Annotated in this window: 18 protein-coding genes; 9 read left to right on the forward strand and 9 right to left on the reverse strand. The window is 70.6% G+C overall.

Annotated elements, in window-relative coordinates; translation table 11 throughout:
- The first annotated feature begins 108 nt into the window (after window positions 1-108).
- Complete coding sequence (locus ACFVYE_RS41460) at window positions 109-1,143, forward strand: hypothetical protein (protein WP_389608676.1); 1,035 nt, start codon at window positions 109-111, stop codon at window positions 1,141-1,143.
- Between the two features lie 187 nt (window positions 1,144-1,330).
- Here ACFVYE_RS41460 and ACFVYE_RS41465 read toward each other — a convergent pair whose 3' ends face one another.
- Window positions 1,331-2,077 carry a TetR/AcrR family transcriptional regulator gene (locus tag ACFVYE_RS41465; RefSeq protein ID WP_383979106.1) on the reverse strand — a complete coding sequence of 249 codons (747 nt, stop codon included), beginning with the start codon at window positions 2,075-2,077 and terminating at the stop codon, window positions 1,331-1,333.
- 126 nt (window positions 2,078-2,203) lie between these two features.
- On the opposite strand from ACFVYE_RS41465, the gene ACFVYE_RS41470 reads away from it, so the two are divergent.
- The 3 genes from ACFVYE_RS41470 (at window position 2,204) to ACFVYE_RS41480 (ending at window position 5,065) form a co-directional block, all read left to right on the forward strand.
- Window positions 2,204-3,703 carry an MFS transporter gene (locus tag ACFVYE_RS41470; RefSeq protein WP_389608677.1) on the forward strand — a complete coding sequence of 500 codons (1,500 nt, stop codon included), beginning with the start codon at window positions 2,204-2,206 and terminating at the stop codon, window positions 3,701-3,703.
- A gap of 244 nt (window positions 3,704-3,947) precedes the next feature.
- A complete protein-coding gene (locus ACFVYE_RS41475) occupies window positions 3,948-4,391 on the forward strand; it encodes an NUDIX hydrolase (RefSeq protein WP_389608678.1) in 444 nt (147 codons plus the stop codon).
- A gap of 128 nt (window positions 4,392-4,519) precedes the next feature.
- Window positions 4,520-5,065, forward strand: a complete 546-nt coding sequence (locus ACFVYE_RS41480) for a hypothetical protein (protein ID WP_389608679.1) — start codon at window positions 4,520-4,522, stop codon at window positions 5,063-5,065.
- A gap of 79 nt (window positions 5,066-5,144) precedes the next feature.
- Here ACFVYE_RS41480 and ACFVYE_RS41485 read toward each other — a convergent pair whose 3' ends face one another.
- Together ACFVYE_RS41485 and ACFVYE_RS41490 are read right to left on the reverse strand one after the other, a co-directional pair.
- Window positions 5,145-6,545: an NAD(P)/FAD-dependent oxidoreductase gene (locus ACFVYE_RS41485; RefSeq protein WP_383969978.1), complete on the reverse strand. Its 1,401-nt coding sequence runs from the start codon at window positions 6,543-6,545 to the stop codon at window positions 5,145-5,147.
- A gap of 63 nt (window positions 6,546-6,608) precedes the next feature.
- Window positions 6,609-7,283 carry a rhomboid-like protein gene (locus tag ACFVYE_RS41490; RefSeq protein ID WP_383969975.1) on the reverse strand — a complete coding sequence of 225 codons (675 nt, stop codon included), beginning with the start codon at window positions 7,281-7,283 and terminating at the stop codon, window positions 6,609-6,611.
- 9 nt (window positions 7,284-7,292) lie between these two features.
- On the opposite strand from ACFVYE_RS41490, the gene ACFVYE_RS41495 reads away from it, so the two are divergent.
- Complete coding sequence (locus ACFVYE_RS41495; RefSeq protein WP_383969972.1) at window positions 7,293-8,222, forward strand: aminoglycoside phosphotransferase family protein; 930 nt, start codon at window positions 7,293-7,295, stop codon at window positions 8,220-8,222.
- Window positions 8,223-8,250: 28 nt separating this feature from the next.
- Window positions 8,251-8,739 carry a GNAT family N-acetyltransferase gene (locus tag ACFVYE_RS41500; RefSeq protein ID WP_383969970.1) on the forward strand — a complete coding sequence of 163 codons (489 nt, stop codon included), beginning with the start codon at window positions 8,251-8,253 and terminating at the stop codon, window positions 8,737-8,739.
- A 12-nt stretch (window positions 8,740-8,751) separates the two neighbouring features.
- On the opposite strand, the gene ACFVYE_RS41505 is transcribed toward ACFVYE_RS41500, so the two are convergent.
- Together ACFVYE_RS41505 and ACFVYE_RS41510 are read right to left on the reverse strand one after the other, a co-directional pair.
- Window positions 8,752-9,753: a zinc-binding dehydrogenase gene (locus ACFVYE_RS41505; RefSeq protein WP_383969966.1), complete on the reverse strand. Its 1,002-nt coding sequence runs from the start codon at window positions 9,751-9,753 to the stop codon at window positions 8,752-8,754.
- 80 nt (window positions 9,754-9,833) lie between these two features.
- A complete protein-coding gene (locus ACFVYE_RS41510; protein WP_383969963.1) occupies window positions 9,834-11,042 on the reverse strand; it encodes an NAD(P)-binding protein in 1,209 nt (402 codons plus the stop codon).
- Window positions 11,043-11,154: 112 nt separating this feature from the next.
- On the opposite strand from ACFVYE_RS41510, the gene ACFVYE_RS41515 reads away from it, so the two are divergent.
- Window positions 11,155-11,832, forward strand: a complete 678-nt coding sequence (locus tag ACFVYE_RS41515) for a pentapeptide repeat-containing protein (RefSeq protein ID WP_383969960.1) — start codon at window positions 11,155-11,157, stop codon at window positions 11,830-11,832.
- Between the two features lie 15 nt (window positions 11,833-11,847).
- Here ACFVYE_RS41515 and ACFVYE_RS41520 read toward each other — a convergent pair whose 3' ends face one another.
- The 3 genes from ACFVYE_RS41520 to ACFVYE_RS41530 form a co-directional block, all read right to left on the reverse strand.
- Window positions 11,848-12,345, reverse strand: a complete 498-nt coding sequence (locus tag ACFVYE_RS41520; protein WP_114245809.1) for a hypothetical protein — start codon at window positions 12,343-12,345, stop codon at window positions 11,848-11,850.
- 84 nt (window positions 12,346-12,429) lie between these two features.
- Window positions 12,430-13,056, reverse strand: a complete 627-nt coding sequence (locus ACFVYE_RS41525) for a response regulator (RefSeq protein ID WP_389608680.1) — start codon at window positions 13,054-13,056, stop codon at window positions 12,430-12,432.
- Window positions 13,053-14,417: a sensor histidine kinase gene (locus ACFVYE_RS41530; RefSeq protein ID WP_383969987.1), complete on the reverse strand. Its 1,365-nt coding sequence runs from the start codon at window positions 14,415-14,417 to the stop codon at window positions 13,053-13,055. The genes ACFVYE_RS41525 and ACFVYE_RS41530 overlap by 4 nt, the downstream gene beginning before the upstream one ends.
- A gap of 211 nt (window positions 14,418-14,628) precedes the next feature.
- Here ACFVYE_RS41530 and ACFVYE_RS41535 point away from each other — a divergent pair, with 211 nt between their 5' ends.
- On the forward strand, window positions 14,629-15,186 hold the full coding sequence (locus ACFVYE_RS41535; protein WP_383969954.1) for a heme-binding protein: 558 nt from the start codon (window positions 14,629-14,631) through the stop codon (window positions 15,184-15,186).
- Window positions 15,187-15,243: 57 nt separating this feature from the next.
- Window positions 15,244-16,659 carry a M1 family metallopeptidase gene (locus tag ACFVYE_RS41540; protein ID WP_383969951.1) on the forward strand — a complete coding sequence of 472 codons (1,416 nt, stop codon included), beginning with the start codon at window positions 15,244-15,246 and terminating at the stop codon, window positions 16,657-16,659.
- Between the two features lie 25 nt (window positions 16,660-16,684).
- Here the strand turns inward: ACFVYE_RS41540 and ACFVYE_RS41545 are convergent, their stop codons facing one another.
- Window positions 16,685-18,265: a M4 family metallopeptidase gene (locus tag ACFVYE_RS41545; protein WP_383969948.1), complete on the reverse strand. Its 1,581-nt coding sequence runs from the start codon at window positions 18,263-18,265 to the stop codon at window positions 16,685-16,687.
- Between the last annotated feature and the right edge of the window lie 523 nt (window positions 18,266-18,788).

An 18,788-nucleotide genomic window follows, 5' to 3' on the forward strand; every position in this document is an offset into this window, starting at 1 on the left:
AAGCCCGCTCCAGATCCTTCGTCCGGCAGGCGCTTGCAGTGCAAGGTGCACAAGCTTTGACCTGCTGTTTCACTGGCGCAGTGCAAGCTTTGGGCGGGAGGAGAAGCAGTGGTGGGGGAACCGGGGGAGTCCTTCGAGGAATTGGCGTACGCCCTCGTCCAGGCCCTGGACGAGTGGAGCGAGTGCCTGCAAGAGGTGCTGGAGGGGTCTGGACTCTCCCGTTCGGGACTGGTCGCCCGGCTACGGGACGCGGACCCGAAGATCGACAATCCTCTCCTTGGGCACTGGCTGCTCGGCCGCAATCAGCTGCTCGGCGAGAACAAGAGATCCGGCCGTGTACCGACCATCCAGGACACCACCTGGATCGTGGCGACCTTCCCGGTCGACGCGGCGTCCCAGCGCCGGCGACTGATGGGGATCGCCAAACGGATCGAGTCCCACAAGGCCCAGCTGTACAAGATCAAGGGCCATCAATGGCGTAGCGCGGTGGTCAACGCGCTCAGGGCTCCGGAGCAGCCTGTCCAGCCGGAGCCCGCAGACCCTGCTGTCTCTGCCGCCCCCAGCTCGTGGAAGCGGCCTGCCGCCATCACTGTGGCCGTCGGCCTGCTGGCCGTCCTGGTGATCGCCGGGAAGGGATGGTCCGGGTCAACCGGGCAAGACGATCAGACCGGGTCTTCCTCCGGCTCGGCGGCGCCGCCCGCAGGAACACCCACCCCGTCCAGTGACGCGTTGGGGGGAGACAGCCGCTGTTCTCCGCCCAAAGCCGGTCCGTCCGGTGTGCAACTGCGCGCCTGCGCGAGGGTCCAGCGCGACAAGGTCGCTTTCGCCCTCAAGGTCGACAACCCCACAGCTTCCGCCGTGAAAGTCACGGTCAAGGTGAATGGCTCCTGGGCAGGAGTGGCTCACACCTGTGAACCCGGGCCCGCCATTACGCACAGCACCGTTGAACCGGGCGCCACATTCACCACCGATCCGGCCCGCTGCGAGACGGCACGCCAGGACGCTCCGCTGGCCTATCAGGCGGAGGCGTACATTGCCGCAGGCGACGGACAGGAGTGGATCGGCCACGCGTTCTCTCCCCGCGCCAACGTCTACGCGGACCGGGGCACTCTGTGGCGGTGCGGTGGTGATGTGCCGTGCTGAGCAGTGCGTGTATCGAAACCGCCGAAAGCCCATGCCGATCGTGATCACCGCCGGTCAAAGCGGTGACTCCGGTTCGGGCGCGGCATCAACCGGCTCGAAGGACACCGCGCCGTAGCAACGGGATACGGCAGACTCGCGGTCCGCTACGAGGCAACTGCCGTCTCCTGCCCCCGTCCGGTCGGAGCGGCTAGCGCGGGAGCCGCATCGACAGGCCGTCGAGGACGACCTCCAGGCCGTAGGCGAACTTGGTTTCGCGGATCTCCACGGGGTCGACGGCTGTGGTTTCGGCGTAGGAGTCGGCGAGGTGGTCGTGGCCGGCCGCGGCCTGCTGGGCGGCGGGCATGAGGCGGGCGATGAAGGCGGCCTCGGTCTCGCCGGAGCGGGCGACCGTGGTGAGCCAGGCCGCCTCCGTGGTGCTCATGCCGATGACGTAGGACAGGACGGTGTCGATCGCGCGGCTCGGCTCGGGAAAGCCGGCGGCCGTGAACAGGGCGGCCAGTCGCTCGGAGAAGGACATGAGGTTGGGGCCGAGGTAGGCGAGGCCCGCCTGGCCGAGGACCGAGGACAGCCACGGGTGGCGCAGGGCGGTCGCCCGGAAGGACCGGGCGGCCTCGGTGGCGGCGGCGCGCCAGTCGGGGCTGCCGGCCTCGGGGTCTCCCCGGACGACGTCCGGGGATGGGACGACGATCTCGGCGGCGACCTCGTCCACCGCGAGTTCCATCAGCTCGTCCTTGGTCGCGACGTGCCGGTAGAGGGAGGTCGCGCCGGCGTTCAGGCGGGCGCCGAGCTTGCGCATGCTCAGCGCCTCGATGCCTTCGGCGTCCAGCATGGCGATCGCCTCGCGGACGATCGCGGCCCGGCTGAGTGCGGGCTGGTCGGGCGCGGGCTGCTGCCGGGCCCACACGGACGGGATCGGGTTCGTCTTGGCGGCCATGATCCTCCTTCAAGGCGTACAGCGTTCGCATCCAGCGTACAGGAATTGGTTCTTGCGAACGCCGTACTCACATGCGTACAGTGTTCGCAACGAAGGAACGTCGTGCGCAGGCCGAGAGGAAATCCCATGGAAACCCGAAATCCGCGCCGCTGGTGGATCCTCATCGTGCTGTGCCTCAGCACGCTGGTCCTGGTGGTCGACAGCATGGCGCTGACCGTCGCGGTGCCGTCGATGACCGAGGACATCGGCGCGGGCGCCCAGGACATCCAGTGGATCCTCGACTCCTACATCCTGGTCTTCGCCGGGCTCCTGCTCACCTCCGGCAGCCTCGGTGACCGCTTCGGCCGCCGGAAGATCATGATCATCGGCCTGTTGCTCTTCGGGGCGGCGTCGCTGGCCGCGACCTTCTGCACGAACCCCGGCGAGGTGATCGCGGCGCGGGTCACGATGGGCGTGGGCGGGGCGCTGATCATGCCCTCGACGCTGTCGATCCTCATCACCGTCTTCGACGAGGAGGAACGCCCCAGGGCGATGGCGGCGTGGAGCTCCGTGTCGATGCTCGGCCTGGTCGGCAGCCCGGTGCTCGGCGGCGTGCTGATCGACCACTTCTCCTGGCACTCGATCTTCTTCATCAATGTCCCGGTCGTCGTGCTGGCCGTCCTGGCGGCCCTCGTCCTCATGCCGGAGTCGAAGGGGCCGTGGCAGAAGCCCGACCCGATCGGAGCGGTGCTGTCCGCGGTCGGTATGACCGCCCTGATCTGGTGGATCATCGAGCTCCCGCAGCACGGCGCCTTCGGCGGCCGCTCGGCGATCACCCTGGTCGTCGCGGTCGTCGCCCTCGCCGGGTTCGTGGTCTGGGAGAACGTCACCTCCGCGCCGATGGTGCCGCTGGTCCTGTTCAAGCACCGCAACTTCAGCGGCGGTTCGCTCTCGCTGACCCTCGTGCAGATAGGCAACGGCGGCCTGCTGCTGGTGCTCACCCAGTACCTGCAGTTCGTGCTCGGCTATTCGCCGGTCAAGGCGGGCCTCGCGTTCGTGCCGCTGGCCGTCGCCGCGCTGATCGGCAACGCCGCCGGCGCCGGGCTCGCCGCGAAGATCGGCAATCGCTTCCTCGTGCTGGGCGGGATGCTCGTCATGGCCTCCTCCTTCGCACTGTTGACCACCGTCTCGGCAGACTCCGGCTTCACTGTCCCGGCGGTCGCACTCGGACTGCTCGGCCTCGGCGCCGGCCTCGCGATGCCGGCCGCGGTCGGCGCGCTGATGGGCACCATTCCGGCGGAGAAGGCCGGCGTCGGCTCGGCCCTGAACGACACCATCCAGCAGGCCGGCACCGCGCTCGGCATCGCGATCCTCGGCTCGCTCCTGACGAGCGGCTTCCGCAGCGAGATGCCCGCCGACGCACCCGAGCAGGCCAAGCAGTCGATCGCCGACGCACTGGCCGCCGCCAACGGCGACACCGGACTGGTCCACGCCGCCCGGGAAGCCTTCACCGCCTCGATGTCGACCACCTTCACCATCAGCGCGATCGGCGTCCTCGCCGCGGCCCTCCTGGCTACCCTGGTCATGCGCGACACCAAGCCCGAGCCCGCCGCAGCCCGGACCGAGGAGCCCGAACTCATCGCCTGACCTCGTGCAGAAGGCCGGTGCCCCGGGAGGGCGCCGGCCTTCTTCCGTTGCCGGTGCGCCGACCGGACCGGCAGGTGGCCACCGGCTCGCAGACGGATCAACGCGCCCTCCACGACGGGTGGTTCACCTTCGTCTCCCTGGAGAACCCGCCCGCTTCCTCTCGGCGCACGGTCGATAGATTTCCCCGCGCGAGGCGGCCTGGGCCGCAGAGCCTGACATTCGGAGGGGCACAGTGAGCAGTCGCGTGCGTTCGCGCGTATCGGCGTATGCCATTGCCACCATGCAGGACCAACTGCTGTTGACCCAGCTCTCCGATGCCTCACCGGTCTTCGAGCCCGGGCTGTGGCACCTGCCCGGCGGGGGAATCGATCCGGGCGAGCAGCCACGGGAGACGCTGGCACGCGAGTTGTACGAGGAGACCGGCCTCGAACTCCTCGACGCCCGCCTGGTGGACGCGCGGGCGTATACGGCCACCCGGCTCGGGATCAGCTGGAACCTGGTGGGGCTCTTCTACATCGTCGAACTCAAGCCCGGCCCGCTGACGGTCACCAAGGCCGATGACTCCACGAGCGCGGTGACCTGGATGCCCCTGTCCGGCCTGGAGGACTCGATGCTGTCCCCGGCCGCGGTCGACGGTCTCGGGATGATCGGTGCGCAGCGGGGCATCGGTCGGCCGGGGCCCGATTGAGGTCGGGCGCGGGTGAGCCGCCGGACATTCCGGTTCCCGGTTCGGCCGTGCGGTCGCTCGGTCCGTTGCCGACGGCCGTAATTCGGATGCGTACGCCGGCGGATGCCGCTCGGGGGACGGTCGTCAACGTGGCCGCCGCGCACGGGCAGTCCGGCTCCACACAGGTGGTGTCGGAACCCGACGACGTCGCCCTGCGGGCCGAGGCCGAGGAGGGCGAGCCGGGACTGCGGCTGACGAAGACGGTGGACGACTCACGCCGCTACCGGGTGGGCGAGAAGGTGACGTACACGTACACCGTCACCAACACCGGTCCCCGGGAGCTGACGGGGGTCGGGGTCACCGACGACCGGGTGACCGGTGTGACCTGCGGGGTGACCGCCCTCGCCCCGGCCGGGCAGTCCGGCGACAGCACCACCTGCACCGGCACCTACCGGGTCACCGACGCCGATGCCAAGCGCGGCACGGTCACCAACCTCGCGGTGGCCGCGGCCGAGAACGGCACCGTCCGGTCGAACCAGGACCAGGCCCGCATCGCCGTCGAGAAGAAGTCGTGCCACGACAAGCACTGCAAGCCGAAGCCGAAGCCGAAGCCCAAGCCGTGCCACGACAAGCACTGCAAGCCGAAACCCAAGCCCAAGCCGTGCCACGGCAAGAATCCCTGCCACTCGAAGTGACACGACCTCCACACAGGTGACCGAACGGACCACGGGCACCCGCCACCACCCGGTGGCGGGTGCCCGTCCGTCTTTCCGGTCAGTGCCGTCCGGACAGCCGGTCCGCAGCCCTCGCGATGGGGTCCGTGCCGGGGCGGAGCGAGGTGAGTTCGCGGCGGTCGGCGGCGCGGTAGGCGGCGTACATGCCGTGGACGCCGAGCCAGCGGAAGGGTTCCGGTTCCCAGCGGCGGACCCGGTGGTCGACCCAGGGCAGCGCGGTCAGTTCCGTGGGGCCGGACTGACCGGAGTCCTGCTGGATCAGGTCGCGCAGGGTGCGGGCGGCGAGGTTGGTGGTGGCGACGCCGGAGCCGACGTAGCCGCCGGCCCAGCCCAGCCCGGTGGAGCGGTCGAGAGTGACGGTGGCGCACCAGTCGCGGGGGACGCCGAGGACGCCGGACCAGGCGTGGTCGATGCGGACGCCCGCCGTGGTGGGGAAGAAGCGGACCAGGATGTCGCGAAGGGCCTCGATGGTGGCGGGCTGGGTGCGGCCGTCGTTGTCGGTGGCGGAGCCGTAGCGGTAGGGGACGCCGCGGCCGCCGAGCGCGATGCGGTCGTCCGCGGTGCGCTGGGCGTACATGTAGGTGTGGGCCATGTCGCCGAGGGTTTCGCGGCCGTCCCAGCCGATGGTGTCCCACACGGACCGGGGGAGCGGCTCGGTGGCGATCATCGAGGAGTTCATGGGGAGCCAGGTGCGCCGCTGGCCCTTGAGGTTTGCGGTGAAGCCCTCGGTGCAGCGCAGGATGTACGGGGCGCGGACGGTGCCGTACGGGGTGTGGGCGTGCTTGGGCTTGATCTCGGTGACGGGCGTCGACTCGTGGATGGTGACGCCGAGCGCCTCGACTGTCGCGGCGAGGCCCTTGACGAGTTTGACCGGGTGCAGGCGGGCGCCGTGCGGGGTCCAGGTGGAACCGACGGCTCCGGTGACGTTGACGCGTTCGCCGGTCTCGCGGGCGCCGCGCAGGACGCGGTCCTTCTCGCCGAAGGCGATCTCGACGGAGTGGAAGTCCTTGAGCCGGGCCAGCTGGGCGGGGGTGTAGGCGACTTCGAGAACACCGCCCTGGTGGATGTCGGCGTCGATGTTCTCCTCGGCGGCCACGCGGACGACCTCGTCGACGGTGTCGTTCATCGCCTGCTGGAGACGGACGGCGGCTTCGTGGCCGTGGAGCTTGGCGTAGCGGTCGCGGCCCGCGATGCCGTTGTACAGCCAGCCGCCGTTGCGCCCGGAGGCGCCGTAGCCGCAGAACTTGGCTTCGAGGACGGTGATGTTGAGGAAGGGGACGGCCTTCTTGAGGTAGTAGGCGGTCCACAGTCCGGTGTATCCGCCGCCGACGATGCAGATGTCGGCGGTTGCGTCGCCGGGGAGGGGTTCCCGGGGGGTGGGGGTTCCTTGGTCCGCGTACCAGAACGATATGCCGCCGTTGACGGTGCTGACGGTGCTCATGTTGCCCCTGCTTTGTCCGGTGTGAAGCCTTGCCTGAGGTCGTGCTTTCTCTGGGGCGGGACGTTACTGCGCCGGAGGGGTTTTCGTCTTCGGCCGGGACCGGGTCAGTGGGTAGCAGGCGAGGCCGATGAGTACCGAAGTGAGGTGGCCGAGGTCGGTGAAGGTGCGGCCGGTGATGAGCGGGATGCCGTAGAAGACGAGGACGGCGAAGAGGTACACGTACCGCCAGGGCGCCGGGACGCGGTACGTGAGGACCGCGACGACGCCCGCGAGCGCGTAACTGACCCCGACATCGAGCGTGTTGGCGGCGGCCGGCGGTACGTGTCCGTGCCCGATGGCCCAGGCCAGGACGCCTTCGCTGACGAGGGTGGCGAGGACATGGGCGGCGATGACGACGGCGAGCCAGCGCAGGGTGCCGAGCCAGCGTTCGGCGGGGGCGTGGAAAACGGTGTAGAGGACGGCGTAGGGAACCCAGTGGCCGCCGTCGATCCAGAAGGCGCTGGCGATCAGTACGCGTACGGGGTCCCGGGAGAGTTCGTGGATGTTGGTCGAGCGCTGACGCAGGAAGTCCTCTTCGAAGTCCGGTGACATCTGGTGGACGATGACTGCGGTGACGAAGAGCGCGGTCAGCCAGAGGTAGGTGCCGGGTGCGCTGCGAATCCATGAGCCGACGCTGCGGATCCACGAGCCGGCGGTGGTGCGCGGCCGGGTGGGCGGGGCGGGGCTGCTCGGAGTCATATCCGATTGATGCACGGCTCTACGATCGTCCGCGTGATCGACATTCCGGACGAGCTGATCGACAACCGGTCCAAGTGCGACGGGGCGGCAGGGCGGGCCTTTCTCGCGGCGCTGCCGGGGCGGGCCGCCGAGTTCCTGGAACGGTGGGGGCTCCGGCGGGACGGCGAGGCGTTCTACGGGATGTGCGCGCTGGTGCTTCCGGTGGTGCGCGTGGCGGACGGCCGCCGGGCGGCGCTGAAGCTTCAGCCGGTGGACGAGGAGACGGCGGGGGAGCCGGTCGCGCTGCGGGTGTGGGGCGAGGCGGGCGCGGGGGCCGTGGAACTGCTGGATCACGACGCGGCGACGGGGACGCTGTTGCTGGAGCGGCTGGAAGGTCACCGCTCGTTGACGGGGATGGCGGACGGGCAGGAAGCGGTGCGGATTCTGGCGGGGCTGCTGGCCCGGCTGTCGTCCGTACCCGCTCCGGCGGGTTGTGGGCTGCGGGGGCTGGGGGACATGGCGGCCAGGATGCTGGCGGCGGCGCCCGGGGCGGTGGTGGCGCTGGCGGACGGGGAGGAGCGGCGGCTGCTGGCGGACTGCGCGGCGGCGGTGCGGGAGGTCGCGGGGGAGCCGGGGGACCGGTTGCTGCACTGGGACCTGCATTACGGAAATGTGCTGGCCGACGGGGAGGGCCGGTGGGTGGCCATCGACCCGAAGCCGCTGGTCGGCGATCCGGGGTTCGAGCTCCTCCCGGCGCTGGTCAACAGGTTCGACGCGGCGGCGGTGCGCCGGCGGTTCGATCTGATGACGGAGGTGCTGGGGCTCGACCGGGAGCGGGCGCGGGCCTGGACGCTGGGGCGGCTGCTGCAGAACGGCCTGTGGGCTGTGACGGACGGGGAGCGGCGGCTGGAGCCGGATCAGGCCGAGATCGCACGGCAGCTGCTGGGGCGGGGTCGGTGAGGGACGAGCCCGTGCTTACGCTGCCCTCATGATTCGTACCGCTGCCCCTGCCGATGTCCCCGTCATCCATGCCATGGTCCGTGAGCTGGCCGACTACGAGAAGGCCCTGCACGAGGCGAACGCCACCGAGGAGCAGTTGCACGAGGCACTGTTCGGCGAGCGGCCCGCCGCGTACGCGCACATCGCCGAGTCGGACGACGACGGCGAGGTCGTCGGCTTCGCACTGTGGTTCCTGAACTTCTCCACGTGGCGCGGGGTGCACGGCATCTACCTGGAGGACCTGTACGTACGCCCGGAGCGGCGCGGCGGCGGGCACGGGAAGGCGTTGCTGACGGAGCTGGCGCGGATCTGTGTGGAGCGCGGCTACGAGCGCCTGGAGTGGTCGGTGCTGAACTGGAACACCCCGTCCATCGCGTTCTACGAGTCGCTGGGCGCGCGGCCGCAGGACGAGTGGACGGTGTACCGGCTGACGGACGGGGCGTTGTCGAAGCTCGGGGAAGAGCTCGGCGGAAAGTAGGACCTCGCCGGGTTACGGAATCAGGACGACCTTGCCCATCGTGCCCCGGGTCTCCAGGGCGCGGTGGGCGGCGGCCGCCTCGGCGAGCGGGAAGCGCTGGACAGTGGGGCGGAGCCGGCCGGAGGCCGCCTCGGAGAGCGATCGCGTTTCGAGGGCGCGCAGGCCGCCGGCCTTCGCCGTCATGACGGGGCCGAGCACGCTCTCGGAGGTGATGCCGCGTTCGGCGAGTTCCTTGTCGGTGAAGGTGAGCGGTGCCCCGTCGTGGAGTCCGGCGCCGGACCAGCCGAACACGATGTGCTGCCCGCCCTTGCCGAGGAGATCGACGGCGGCGCGGCCGGTGGTGCCCCCGACGGAGTCGTAGACGACGGTGGCGCGACGGCCGATTTTGTCGAGGTGGGTGCGGACCTGCCGGGGCCAGTCGGGGAGGGTGTAGTCGACGGCGAGGTCGGCGCCGTTCGCCCGGACGGCGGCGACCTTGGCGGGGCCGCCGGCGAGGCCGATGACGGTGGCCCCGGCGTTCTTGGCGTACTGCACGATCAGGGTGCCGATGCCTCCCGCGGCTGCCGGGACGATGACGGTCGAGCCGGGGCCGAGATCGGTGAACTGCAGGATGCCGAGGGCGGTGCGGCCGGTGCCGATCATGGCGACGGCGTCTGCTTCGTCGAGGCCGTCCGGGACGGTGTGCAGCTTCTCGGCGTCGACGACGGTGAGTTCGGCGTAGCCGCCCGGGACCATGCCGATGTGCGCGACGACGCGCTTGCCGAGCCAGCCGGGGTCGGTGCCCTCGCCGAGCGACTCGACCCGGCCCGCGACCTCGCGGCCCGGGATGGTCGGCAGCTCGGCGGGGGCCGGGAACGGGCCGGTCATGCCTTCGCGCAGGGCCGTGTCGAGAAGGTGCACGCCCGCTGCGGCGACGGCGATACGGACCTGGCCGGGGCCGGGTACGGGGTCGTCGGTCCGCTCGTAGGTGAGGTTCTCGGCCGGGCCGAAGGTGTGGAGGCGGATGGCGTGCACGGTGGACTCCCCGTTGGTGTCGGTCGCTGTGGGCCTGTGGGCTTGTGGGGCCCGTGGCCCTGTGCAGCCACTCTCCGACCTCAAGCCCGCTTGAGGTCAAGTCCTGTCGTGGAGGTGCGAGCGGTGGCACGGCTCTCGGAAGCCTTGAGGGCGAGCAGCGCCGCCTCCATGCCGCTGTTGAACGACACCTCGCTGAGCAGTCCGGGCGCGGCGACCTGGTCGCCCGCGAGGTAGATGCCGTTGCCGTGGTCGATGGCGGGCCGGTCGCGCCAGGTGGTGCCGGGCCGGTCGACCGCGCCGGTGCGGCCGGAGGCGAGGGCCTCGCGCCGCCATACGGTGCGCTCGCGCCAGTTCGGGCAGCCGAGGTCGAGCAGCTCCTCGGCGCGGGCGATGCCGATGGCCCTGGACTCGCCGGGAGCGAGGGGGAACTGCCCCTGGACGAGCTGCTGTCCGGCGGGCGCGAGGGTGCGGTCCTGGGCGCTGAAGCGTTCGATCCAGCCGGGGGCGTCGAGGTCGGACACGGCAAAGGCGTCGCCGCGCCGGGTGCGCAGGGCCAGGTCGATGAGTGCGGTCCTGCCGCTGTCCCAGGTCAGTGAGGGGTCGCGGAGCAGGGTGCGGGCCGCGTCGAGGGAGGTGGCGACGATCACCGGGCCCTGTCGGGTCAGGGTGTCGAGGGTGTCGGCGTCCACGCGCGCCGCCGTCTCGATCCGGACGCTGAGGTTCCAGGCGCGTGCCGCCATCCGGTCGATGACCTGTGCCCAGCCGCCGACGGGGTAGCGGGCCTCGGGCGGCAGCGCGGCGGCGCGGCGCAGCCGTTCCTGGACGAACGCGGCGGAGAGCGCCCCGGGGTCGTGGTGGTAGAGCGCGACGGCTGCGTAGTGCGCGGCCACGCGGGCGCCCGCCTCGCCGACCTGTCCGGTGGCCCAGGTGCGGAAGTCGGTGTCGACGGGGGCCTGTTCCGCGCGGCGGCGGGTGAGGCGGAGGAGGGCGAGGGGCGGGGTACGGCGCAGGGTGCCGTCGAGGCGGAAGCGGAGCCGGGCGCCTTCGAGGAGAGGGATGGTGGCGACGGGGCCCAGGAGGTTGCGCCGGTCGAGCCAGGTCCAGTGCGGTCCGCGGCGGTAGAGGGCGTGGGGTCCTTCGTTGGTGCGGTACGGGCCTTCGGCGGTCCTGGCCCGTCCGCCGAGGGTGTGGTGGGCCTCGTGGACGGTCACCAGGGCGCCGGACTCGGCGGCGGTGATCGCTGCGGTGAACCCGGCGAGGCCGCCGCCGATGATGTGGATGCGCTGCATGGTCCCGGTCTCCTTCGCTGAAGGGGCGCTGCTGTGTACGGGACGGTTCGCGGCACCCCGTTTGTGACATCGGCGAGGGGGCGTTGTCAGTGGGGTGGGTCACGATGGGGGCATGGCGCGCAGCAGCAGGAAGACGGACACGATCGCAGCGGCACGGCGGCCGGAGGTGCGGCTGCCGTCGCTCGTTCCGTACGACGGGGCAGGACTGGAGCCGGACGGGGACTACGACGGTGTGCGGTTCGACGGGACGGATCTCGCGGACGAGTCGGGTCCGGGGGCCCGTTTCATGGACTGTGCGCTGGACGGCTGCGCACTGGACCGTACGGAGCTGGTCAGGGCCCGTTTCATCGACTCGGTGCTGACGGGCGTACGAGGTGTGGGCACCGATCTGGCGGGGGCGTCGCTGCGCGACGTGGAGGTGGTGGACGCACGACTGGGCGGGGTGCAGTTGCACGGTGCGGTGCTGGAGCGGGTGCTGGTACGCGGCGGAAAGATCGACTACCTGAATCTGCGGAAGGCGCGGCTGAAGGACGTGGTGTTCGAGGGCTGTGTGCTGTCCGAGCCGGATTTCGGGGATGCGCAGCTGGTGCGGGTGGAGTTCCGCGACTGTGTGCTGAAGCGGGCCGACTTCAGTTCCGTACGGATGGAGTCGGTGGATCTGCGGACGGTCGCGGAGCTGGACATCGCCCGCGGGGTGGAGCGGCTGGCGGGTGCGGTGATCAGCCCGGCACAGCTGATGGAGCTGGCTCCGGCGTTCGCGGCGCAGATCGGGGTGCGGGTGGAGGCGTAGCCCGCCGGGGCCGGGTCAGATACGGGGGAAGCGGGCCTGGAGGTCCCAGATCACGGGGTTGTCGGCGAGCCCTTCGTGCATGTCGGCGAGGTCGGCGATCAGGTCGTGCAGGAAGTCGCGGGCCTCACGGCGCAGCAGCGAGTGGCTGAAGGTGAGCGGGGGTTCGTCGCCGGGCATCCAGTCGGCCTCGACGTCGACCCAGCCGAAGCGGCGCTCGAAGAGCATCCGGTCGGACGACTCGGTGAAGTCCAGCTCGGCGAACTGCCGCCGGTGCGAGCGGTTGCCGCGCGGGTCCTGGTCGATCTGCTCGACGATGTCGCACAGCGCCCACGCGAAGTCGAGCACCGGCACCCATCCCCAGGCTGTGGACACTTCGCGGTCCGCCTTGGTGTCCGCGAGGTAGACGTCCCCGGAGAACAGATCGTGCCGCAGGGCATGGACATCCGCGCGGCGGTAGTCGGTCTGCGGGGGATCGGGGAAGCGTCGGGAGAGGGAGTAGCCGATGTCGAGCACGGTTCGATGGTGTCATGCCCGGTGACGGGGGCCGACACGATCGGGTGGGGCCCTGCGCCGCAGGGCCCCACGAGTCCGAAGGATCTAGGGCAGCAGCCGCTGCTCCTTCGCCACGGCTACGGCGCCCGCGCGGGTGTCGACGCCGAGTTTGTCGTAGATGCGGCCCAGGTGGGTCTTGACCGTGGCCTCGCTGATGAACAGGGCGCGGGCGATGTCCCGGTTGCCCAGGCCCTGGGAGAGCTGGGCCAGGATGTCGAGTTCGCGGTCGGTGAGGGTGGGCCCGGGCTTGCGCATCCGGGCCATGACGCGGCTGGCCACGGGCGGGGAGAGCGTGGTGCGGCCCAGGGCGGCCGAGCGGATCGCGGCGAAGAGCTCCTCCGGGCGTTCGGCCTTCAGCAGGTAGCCGGTGGCGCCCGCCTCGATGGCGCGGGTGATGTCGGCGTCCGTGTCGTACGTGGTGAGGACCAGTACATGGACGCCGGTGGCGGCGATGCGGCGGGTGGCCTCGACGCCGTCGATGCCCTCGCCGAGCTGGAGGTCCATCAGGACGACGTCCGGGGTGAGCTTGGCTGCCAGGGCGACGGCCTCCTCGCCGCTGCCGGCCTCGCCGACGACCTCGATGTCCGGTTCGCTGCCGAGGAGGGCGAGCAGCCCTGCGCGTACTACGGCGTGGTCGTCGCAGAGCAGGATGCGTACGGTAGGCGCGGTCATGCGGGGGCCTCCGGGGCGGTTGTCGGTGCGGGTGCGGGCGTGAGGGGGACGGCGGCGGACAGGACCGTACCCTCGCCCGGTGCCGACTCGATCGTCAGCGTGCCGCCGAGCTGGTGCAGCCTGGCGCGCATCGCGGGCAGCCCGTGGCCGCGTACGCCGCCGTTGGGTCCGGTGCGCTCGGCGGGTGCGAAGCCCCGCCCGTTGTCGGCGATGTCCAGGACGATCCGGTCGTCGAGATGGGTCAGCGTCAGCGCCGCCTCCGTCGCATGTGCGTGTTCCCTCACATTGGCCAGTGCGCCCTGCGCGATGCGCAGGAGCGCCGACTGCACCCGGTCGGGCAGCGCGGTGTGCTGCTCTCCCTCCACATGGCAGCGGACGGTGAGCCGCCCCTGCGCCTGCGCCGTCTCGCGTGCGGCCAGTGCGTGCAGGGCCGCCTCCAGGCCGCCGCCCTCCGCGAGATCGGCCGGGGCCAGGTCGTGGACGAAGCGGCGGGCCTCGGCCAGATTGCGTTCCGCGATGCCCGTTGCCGTACGGACATGGCGGCGGGCTGTCGCCGGGTCGGCGTCCCACGTGCGGTCGGCGGCCTGGAGCAGCATCTGCTGGCTGGACAGGCCCTGCGCGAGAGTGTCGTGGATCTCCATCGAGAGCCGCTGGCGTTCGGCGAGGGTTCCTTCGCGGCGCTCGGTGGCGGCCAGTTCACGGCGGGTGCGCAGCAGGTCGTCGATCAGTTCGCCCTGCCGCTCGGACAGTTCGCGCTGACGCACGGCCTGGCGCTGCATATGGACGAAGACCGCCGTCGCGACCGCCGCCACCGCGGGCGGGGCGAGCACCAGGTTCGGGTCGAAGCCGTCGGCCAGCCGCAGCTGCGCGGCGACGACGAACACGGTGAGCAGGGCGACGAGCGCGATTGCGGCGCGTGGCGGAAGGATCCGCAGCCCGGTGTAGAACAGCGGGACCGCGCACCACGCGAAGCTCGGCGCGAGGACGACCAGCACCATCCATACGGCGACCAGCACCCCCAGCCACACCACGCTGCGCGGCGTCGGACGCGAACCGAGCACCGGCCCGAGCACGTACAGCACGGCCAGGGCGACGGAGAGCGCGATGATCCACGGGGTGCGGGCCTCGCCCGGGTGCCGCAGCAGGAAGCGGGCGAGCGAGGCGCCGAGCAGCAGGAAGAACGCGGCGTGCATCAGGAGCGTGAGCCATCGGGCATCCGGGTCGCCGGTCCCGGTTGCGTCGTTCTTGCTTTCGTCGAAGGTGCCGGTCCGTCCTGTCACGGGGCCGCCGGTCCGCCCCGTGACCGTGCCGGGCGCCGGTCGGGTTCGGTGTTCCACCTCGTACCCCTCGCTCCTCACCATCGCCATCGGCGCTGCTGACCTGCACAGATACATCCATGGTCACCCCGGATGACCACCCCCGCATCAACCGATCGGCCGATGGGGCCGTCGGCCGTACCGCTCGCGGCGTCGAGCCTGTTCGTCGACGGTACGGCGCCGGACGCGGCCGGAGGATCGATGACAGAGCCGAACAAGCTCATCCGCCGACCCCCCGCTGCTGAAGGAGCCCACCATGAAGAAGCTGTCGCTGCGCACTCGCGTCCTGACCGGTGCCGTTGCCGCCGCCGCCCTCGGCGCCGGAACCTTCGGTGCCATGTCCGCCAACGCCTCCACCCCGGCTGCCGCACCCGCCGCCGCGGTCGACGCCGACACCGCGAACCGGAACCTCCAGCAGACCACCCACCTGACCGTGGCCGCCGCCACCAAGGCCGCGCAGGCCGCGCTCGACGCCGCGAAGAACGAGAACCAGCGCGTCTCCGTCGCCGTCGTCGACCGCAACGGCAACACCGTCGTGACGCTGCGCGGTGACGGCGCGGGACCGCAGGCGTACGAGTCGGCCGTGAAGAAGGCGTACACCGCCGTCTCCTGGAACGCTCCCACCTCCGAGCTGGCCAAGCGCCTGGAGCAGGCCCCGAACCTCAAGGACATCCCCGGCACCCTGTTCCTCGCGGGCGGCGCTCCGGTGCAGGTCAAGGGCGCCCCGGTGGCGGGCATCGGAGTGGCCGGGGCCCCGAGCGGCGACCTCGACGAGAAGTTCGCGAAGGCCGGCGTCGCCGCCCTCGCGAAGTAATCTCCCCGCCGTGCCCGCGCAAGCGCATTCAGACATTTCGCGCCTAGGATCACTTGTGTGGATCAGCGAACGTCTGTACGCAGCACGGCACGCGCCGCCGTCGCCCTGCTGATTCTGGCGACGTCCACAGCGTGCACCGGTGGCACCGGCGGTGTCGAAGGCACCCCCGGCGCCGCCGGTCTGCGCGACCCGTACTTCCCCAAGCTCGGCAACGGCGGCTACGACGTCACGCACTACGACCTCGCCCTCGACGTCGACCCGGCCGCCCGCCATCTGCGCGGCACCGCCACGATCACCGCGCGCGCCACCCAGGACCTCAGCGCCTTCAACCTCGACCTCGCCGGGCTCACCGTGCGATCCGCGACCGTCGAGGGCCGCCCTGCCGCAGTCAACCGGGCGGGGCACGAGCTGACGCTGCGCCCCGACGCCGAGATCGAGAGCCGGCTCCACAAGGGCAGGACGTTCCGTACGGTCGTCCGCTATTCCGGCTCCCCGCAGACCCTCACCGACCCCGACAAGTCGAAGGAGGGCTGGCTGAGGACCGCGGACGGATCGGTCGCGCTCGGTGAGCCGACCGGTTCCATGGCCTGGTTCCCCGGCAACAACCACCCGAGCGACAAGGCGTCGTACGACATCACCGTGACCGTTCCCAAGGGCCTGACGGCCGTCTCCAACGGCGAGCTGACATCCCGCAGCACCTCGGGCACCACCGCCACGTATCACTGGCACACCGCCGAACCGATGGCGAGCTATCTCGCGACGGTCACCATCGGACGCTTCGACATGAAGACGTCGACCACCCCGGACGGCATCAAGGTGTTCACCGCCGCGAACACGAAGGTGGCGGCGGACAGCGCGCGGATTCTCGCCCGGGTTCCCGAGATCGTGAAATGGGAGGCGGAACGTTTCGGCCCGTATCCCTTCTCCGCCACGGGCGCGATCGTCGAGCGTCCCGGGGACACCGGATATGCGCTGGAGACACAGAACCGGCCGTTCTTCCCGGGGCCGCCGGACGCCGGACTGCTCGTCCACGAGATGGCCCACCAGTGGTTCGGTGACTCCGTCACGCCCAAGAGCTGGCGGGACATGTGGCTCAACGAGGGCTTCGCGACGTACGCGGAGTGGCTGTGGGAGGACGACCAGGAGGGAAACCCGGTCCAGAAGCGGTTCGACGCCGCCTTCGACGACGACAACAACTGGGCCTTTCCGCCCGCCGATCCGCCGACCGCCGCGGACATCTCGCAGGCGCCGGTGTACGGGCGCGGGGCGATGGTCATCCACAAGATCCGGCAGGCTGTGGGCGACGACGAGCGTTTCTTCGCGCTCGTCAGGGGCTGGACGCAGGCCCACCGGCACGGCAACGCGTCGACCGCCGACTTCACCGCCTATGTGGAGAAGACGACCGGTCAGGATCTGACGGAACTGTGGAACACCTGGCTGTACGGCAGGAGCCGGCCCGCCTCGAAGGGCTGACCGGCTCCCGCGTACAGCAGTGGGACTACTTCACATTGACGCCGCTCCAGGCGGCGTCGACTGCCGCGAGCTCGGCGCTGTCCGCCCCGTACAGGTCGGTCGCCGCCTTCTCGGTCGCCGTGCGGGCGGCCGCGTAGTCGGTGGTCGACGTCATGTACTCGGAGAGGGCCTTGTACCAGATCTGGACGGCCTTGTCCCGGCCGATGCCGGTGACCGTCGAGCCGTCGATGGTCGGGGAGTCGTAGTCGACGCCGTTGATCGTCTTCGCGCCGCTGCCCTCGGACAGCAGGTAGAAGAAGTGGTTGGCGACACCGGACGAGTAGTGCACGTCGAGGTCGCCGACGCTGCTGTCCCAGTAGTCCGCGGAGCCGCCGTCCTTGCTCGGCTTGTCCATGTAGCGCAGCGGGGTGCCGTCGCCGTTGATGTCGATCTTCTCGCCGATGAGGTAGTCGCCGACGTCCGTGCTGTTGTCGGCGGCGAACTCCACCGAGGTGCCGAGGATGTCGCTGGTCGCCTCGTTCAGGCCGCCGGACTCCCCTACGTAGTCGAGGTTGGCGGTGGACGCGGTCAGGCCGTGGCTCATCTCGTGACCCGCGACGTCGAGAGCGGTGAGGGCGCTCTTGTTGTCGGCGCCGTCGCCGTACGTCATGCAGAAGCAGCTGTCGTCCCAGAACGCGTTGACGTACCCGTCGCCGTAGTGGACCCGCGAGTACGCGGCCTTGCCGTCACCGGCGATGCCGTCGCGGCCGAACGCCGACTTGTAGAAGTCCCAGGTCTTCGCAGCACCGTAGGCGGCGTCGACGGCGGCGGTCTGGCGGTCGTTGCCGGTGCCGTCGCCCCAGGTGTCGTCGTCGTCCGTGACGAGGTCACCGGTGCCGCTCTCGCCCTGGTTGAGGTCGTACGTCTTGTGACCGCCGCGGTCGCCGTCGGTCAGCTCGAAACCGGAGCCGGCCGCGGTGGTCGTCAGGTCGACCTGGCCGCTGTACTGGCTGTTGCCGACGCCGGTCTCGATCGCCTCGTAGCTCTGGAGCTTCTTGCCGGTGGTCGCGTCGGTGATGATGTGCAGCCTGCTCGGCGTGCCGTCCTTCTGCACCCCGGTCTTCACCGTCTCGAAGGCGAGGACGGGCTTTCCGCCGCCCGCCCAGATCACCTTGCGGCCACTCGCCGCGGTCTTGATCTTCGCCGTCGTCGAGGGCACGGATATCCGGGCCCCGGTCGCCTTGGTGACGCTCTTGAGCTTTCCGCTGCGGGCGGTGTGGGTGACGAGGTCGCCGCCGATGACCGGGAGGCCGGCGTAGGTTCGCTCGTAGCGGGTGTGGACGGTGCCGTCGGCGTCCTTGATCACATCACGGGCGATCAGCTTCTCCTGGCCGCCGAGCCCGAGGGAGTCGGCGGTCGAAGAGGCGTCGGACTGCGCCGACTTGATGGCGGCGGTGCGCTGCGAGGCGTTGTTCGCGCCGAAGGGGGCGGCGCTGCGAGAGGCGGAGGGACCGTCATTGCCGTTGTCCGGCGCGGCGTTTGCGGCACCGGTCTGGACGCCGACGACGACCATCGCGGCCACGGCGGCCAGGGCTGCGGCGCGACGGGTGTTCATGTGGGGGGTCATGCGTTCTCCGTTGCTCGTTCCGTGGGGGGTTACGAGCCGAGAGCGTGCCACCGAATGACCGACATTGACGGTGTACTAACAAATGCCTCACATTTTTTTGACCACTTCTTGTCCGAATGGGATGCGCTTGTGTTCGCTATTCGGCGGAGTCCGGTGGTGGCGGCGGCCCGGAACTCCGCGTGCCGAAATGCCGCGCACAGCTTTGGCAAGGAGCATGTGTGCGGCGTGTGAAGGGCCGCGGGGCCGGCCCTGACGAGCAGTGGGCATCGAGTCGGCCGGCCGTCTTCGACCAGTGGCCGGCCGGGCCGCCGTTCCTGCTCGGCCTGCCCGGTGTTCGCTGTGCGGTCATCTGTGATGGTTCGCGGAGCGCTCAGGCATAACGGCCCTGACTCAAGCCCGGTCGGTGAGCACGCAGAAGCCCCCGGCCGCGACGGCCGGGGGCTTCTGCGTGATGGGCTCTTGCGTCAGAGGTTGACGCCGAAGTCCAGCGCGATGCCGCGCACGCCCGAGGCGTAACCCAGGC

The organism is Streptomyces sp. NPDC058239, assembly GCF_042882185.1.
In the GTDB taxonomy this organism is placed as follows: domain Bacteria; phylum Actinomycetota; class Actinomycetes; order Streptomycetales; family Streptomycetaceae; genus Streptomyces.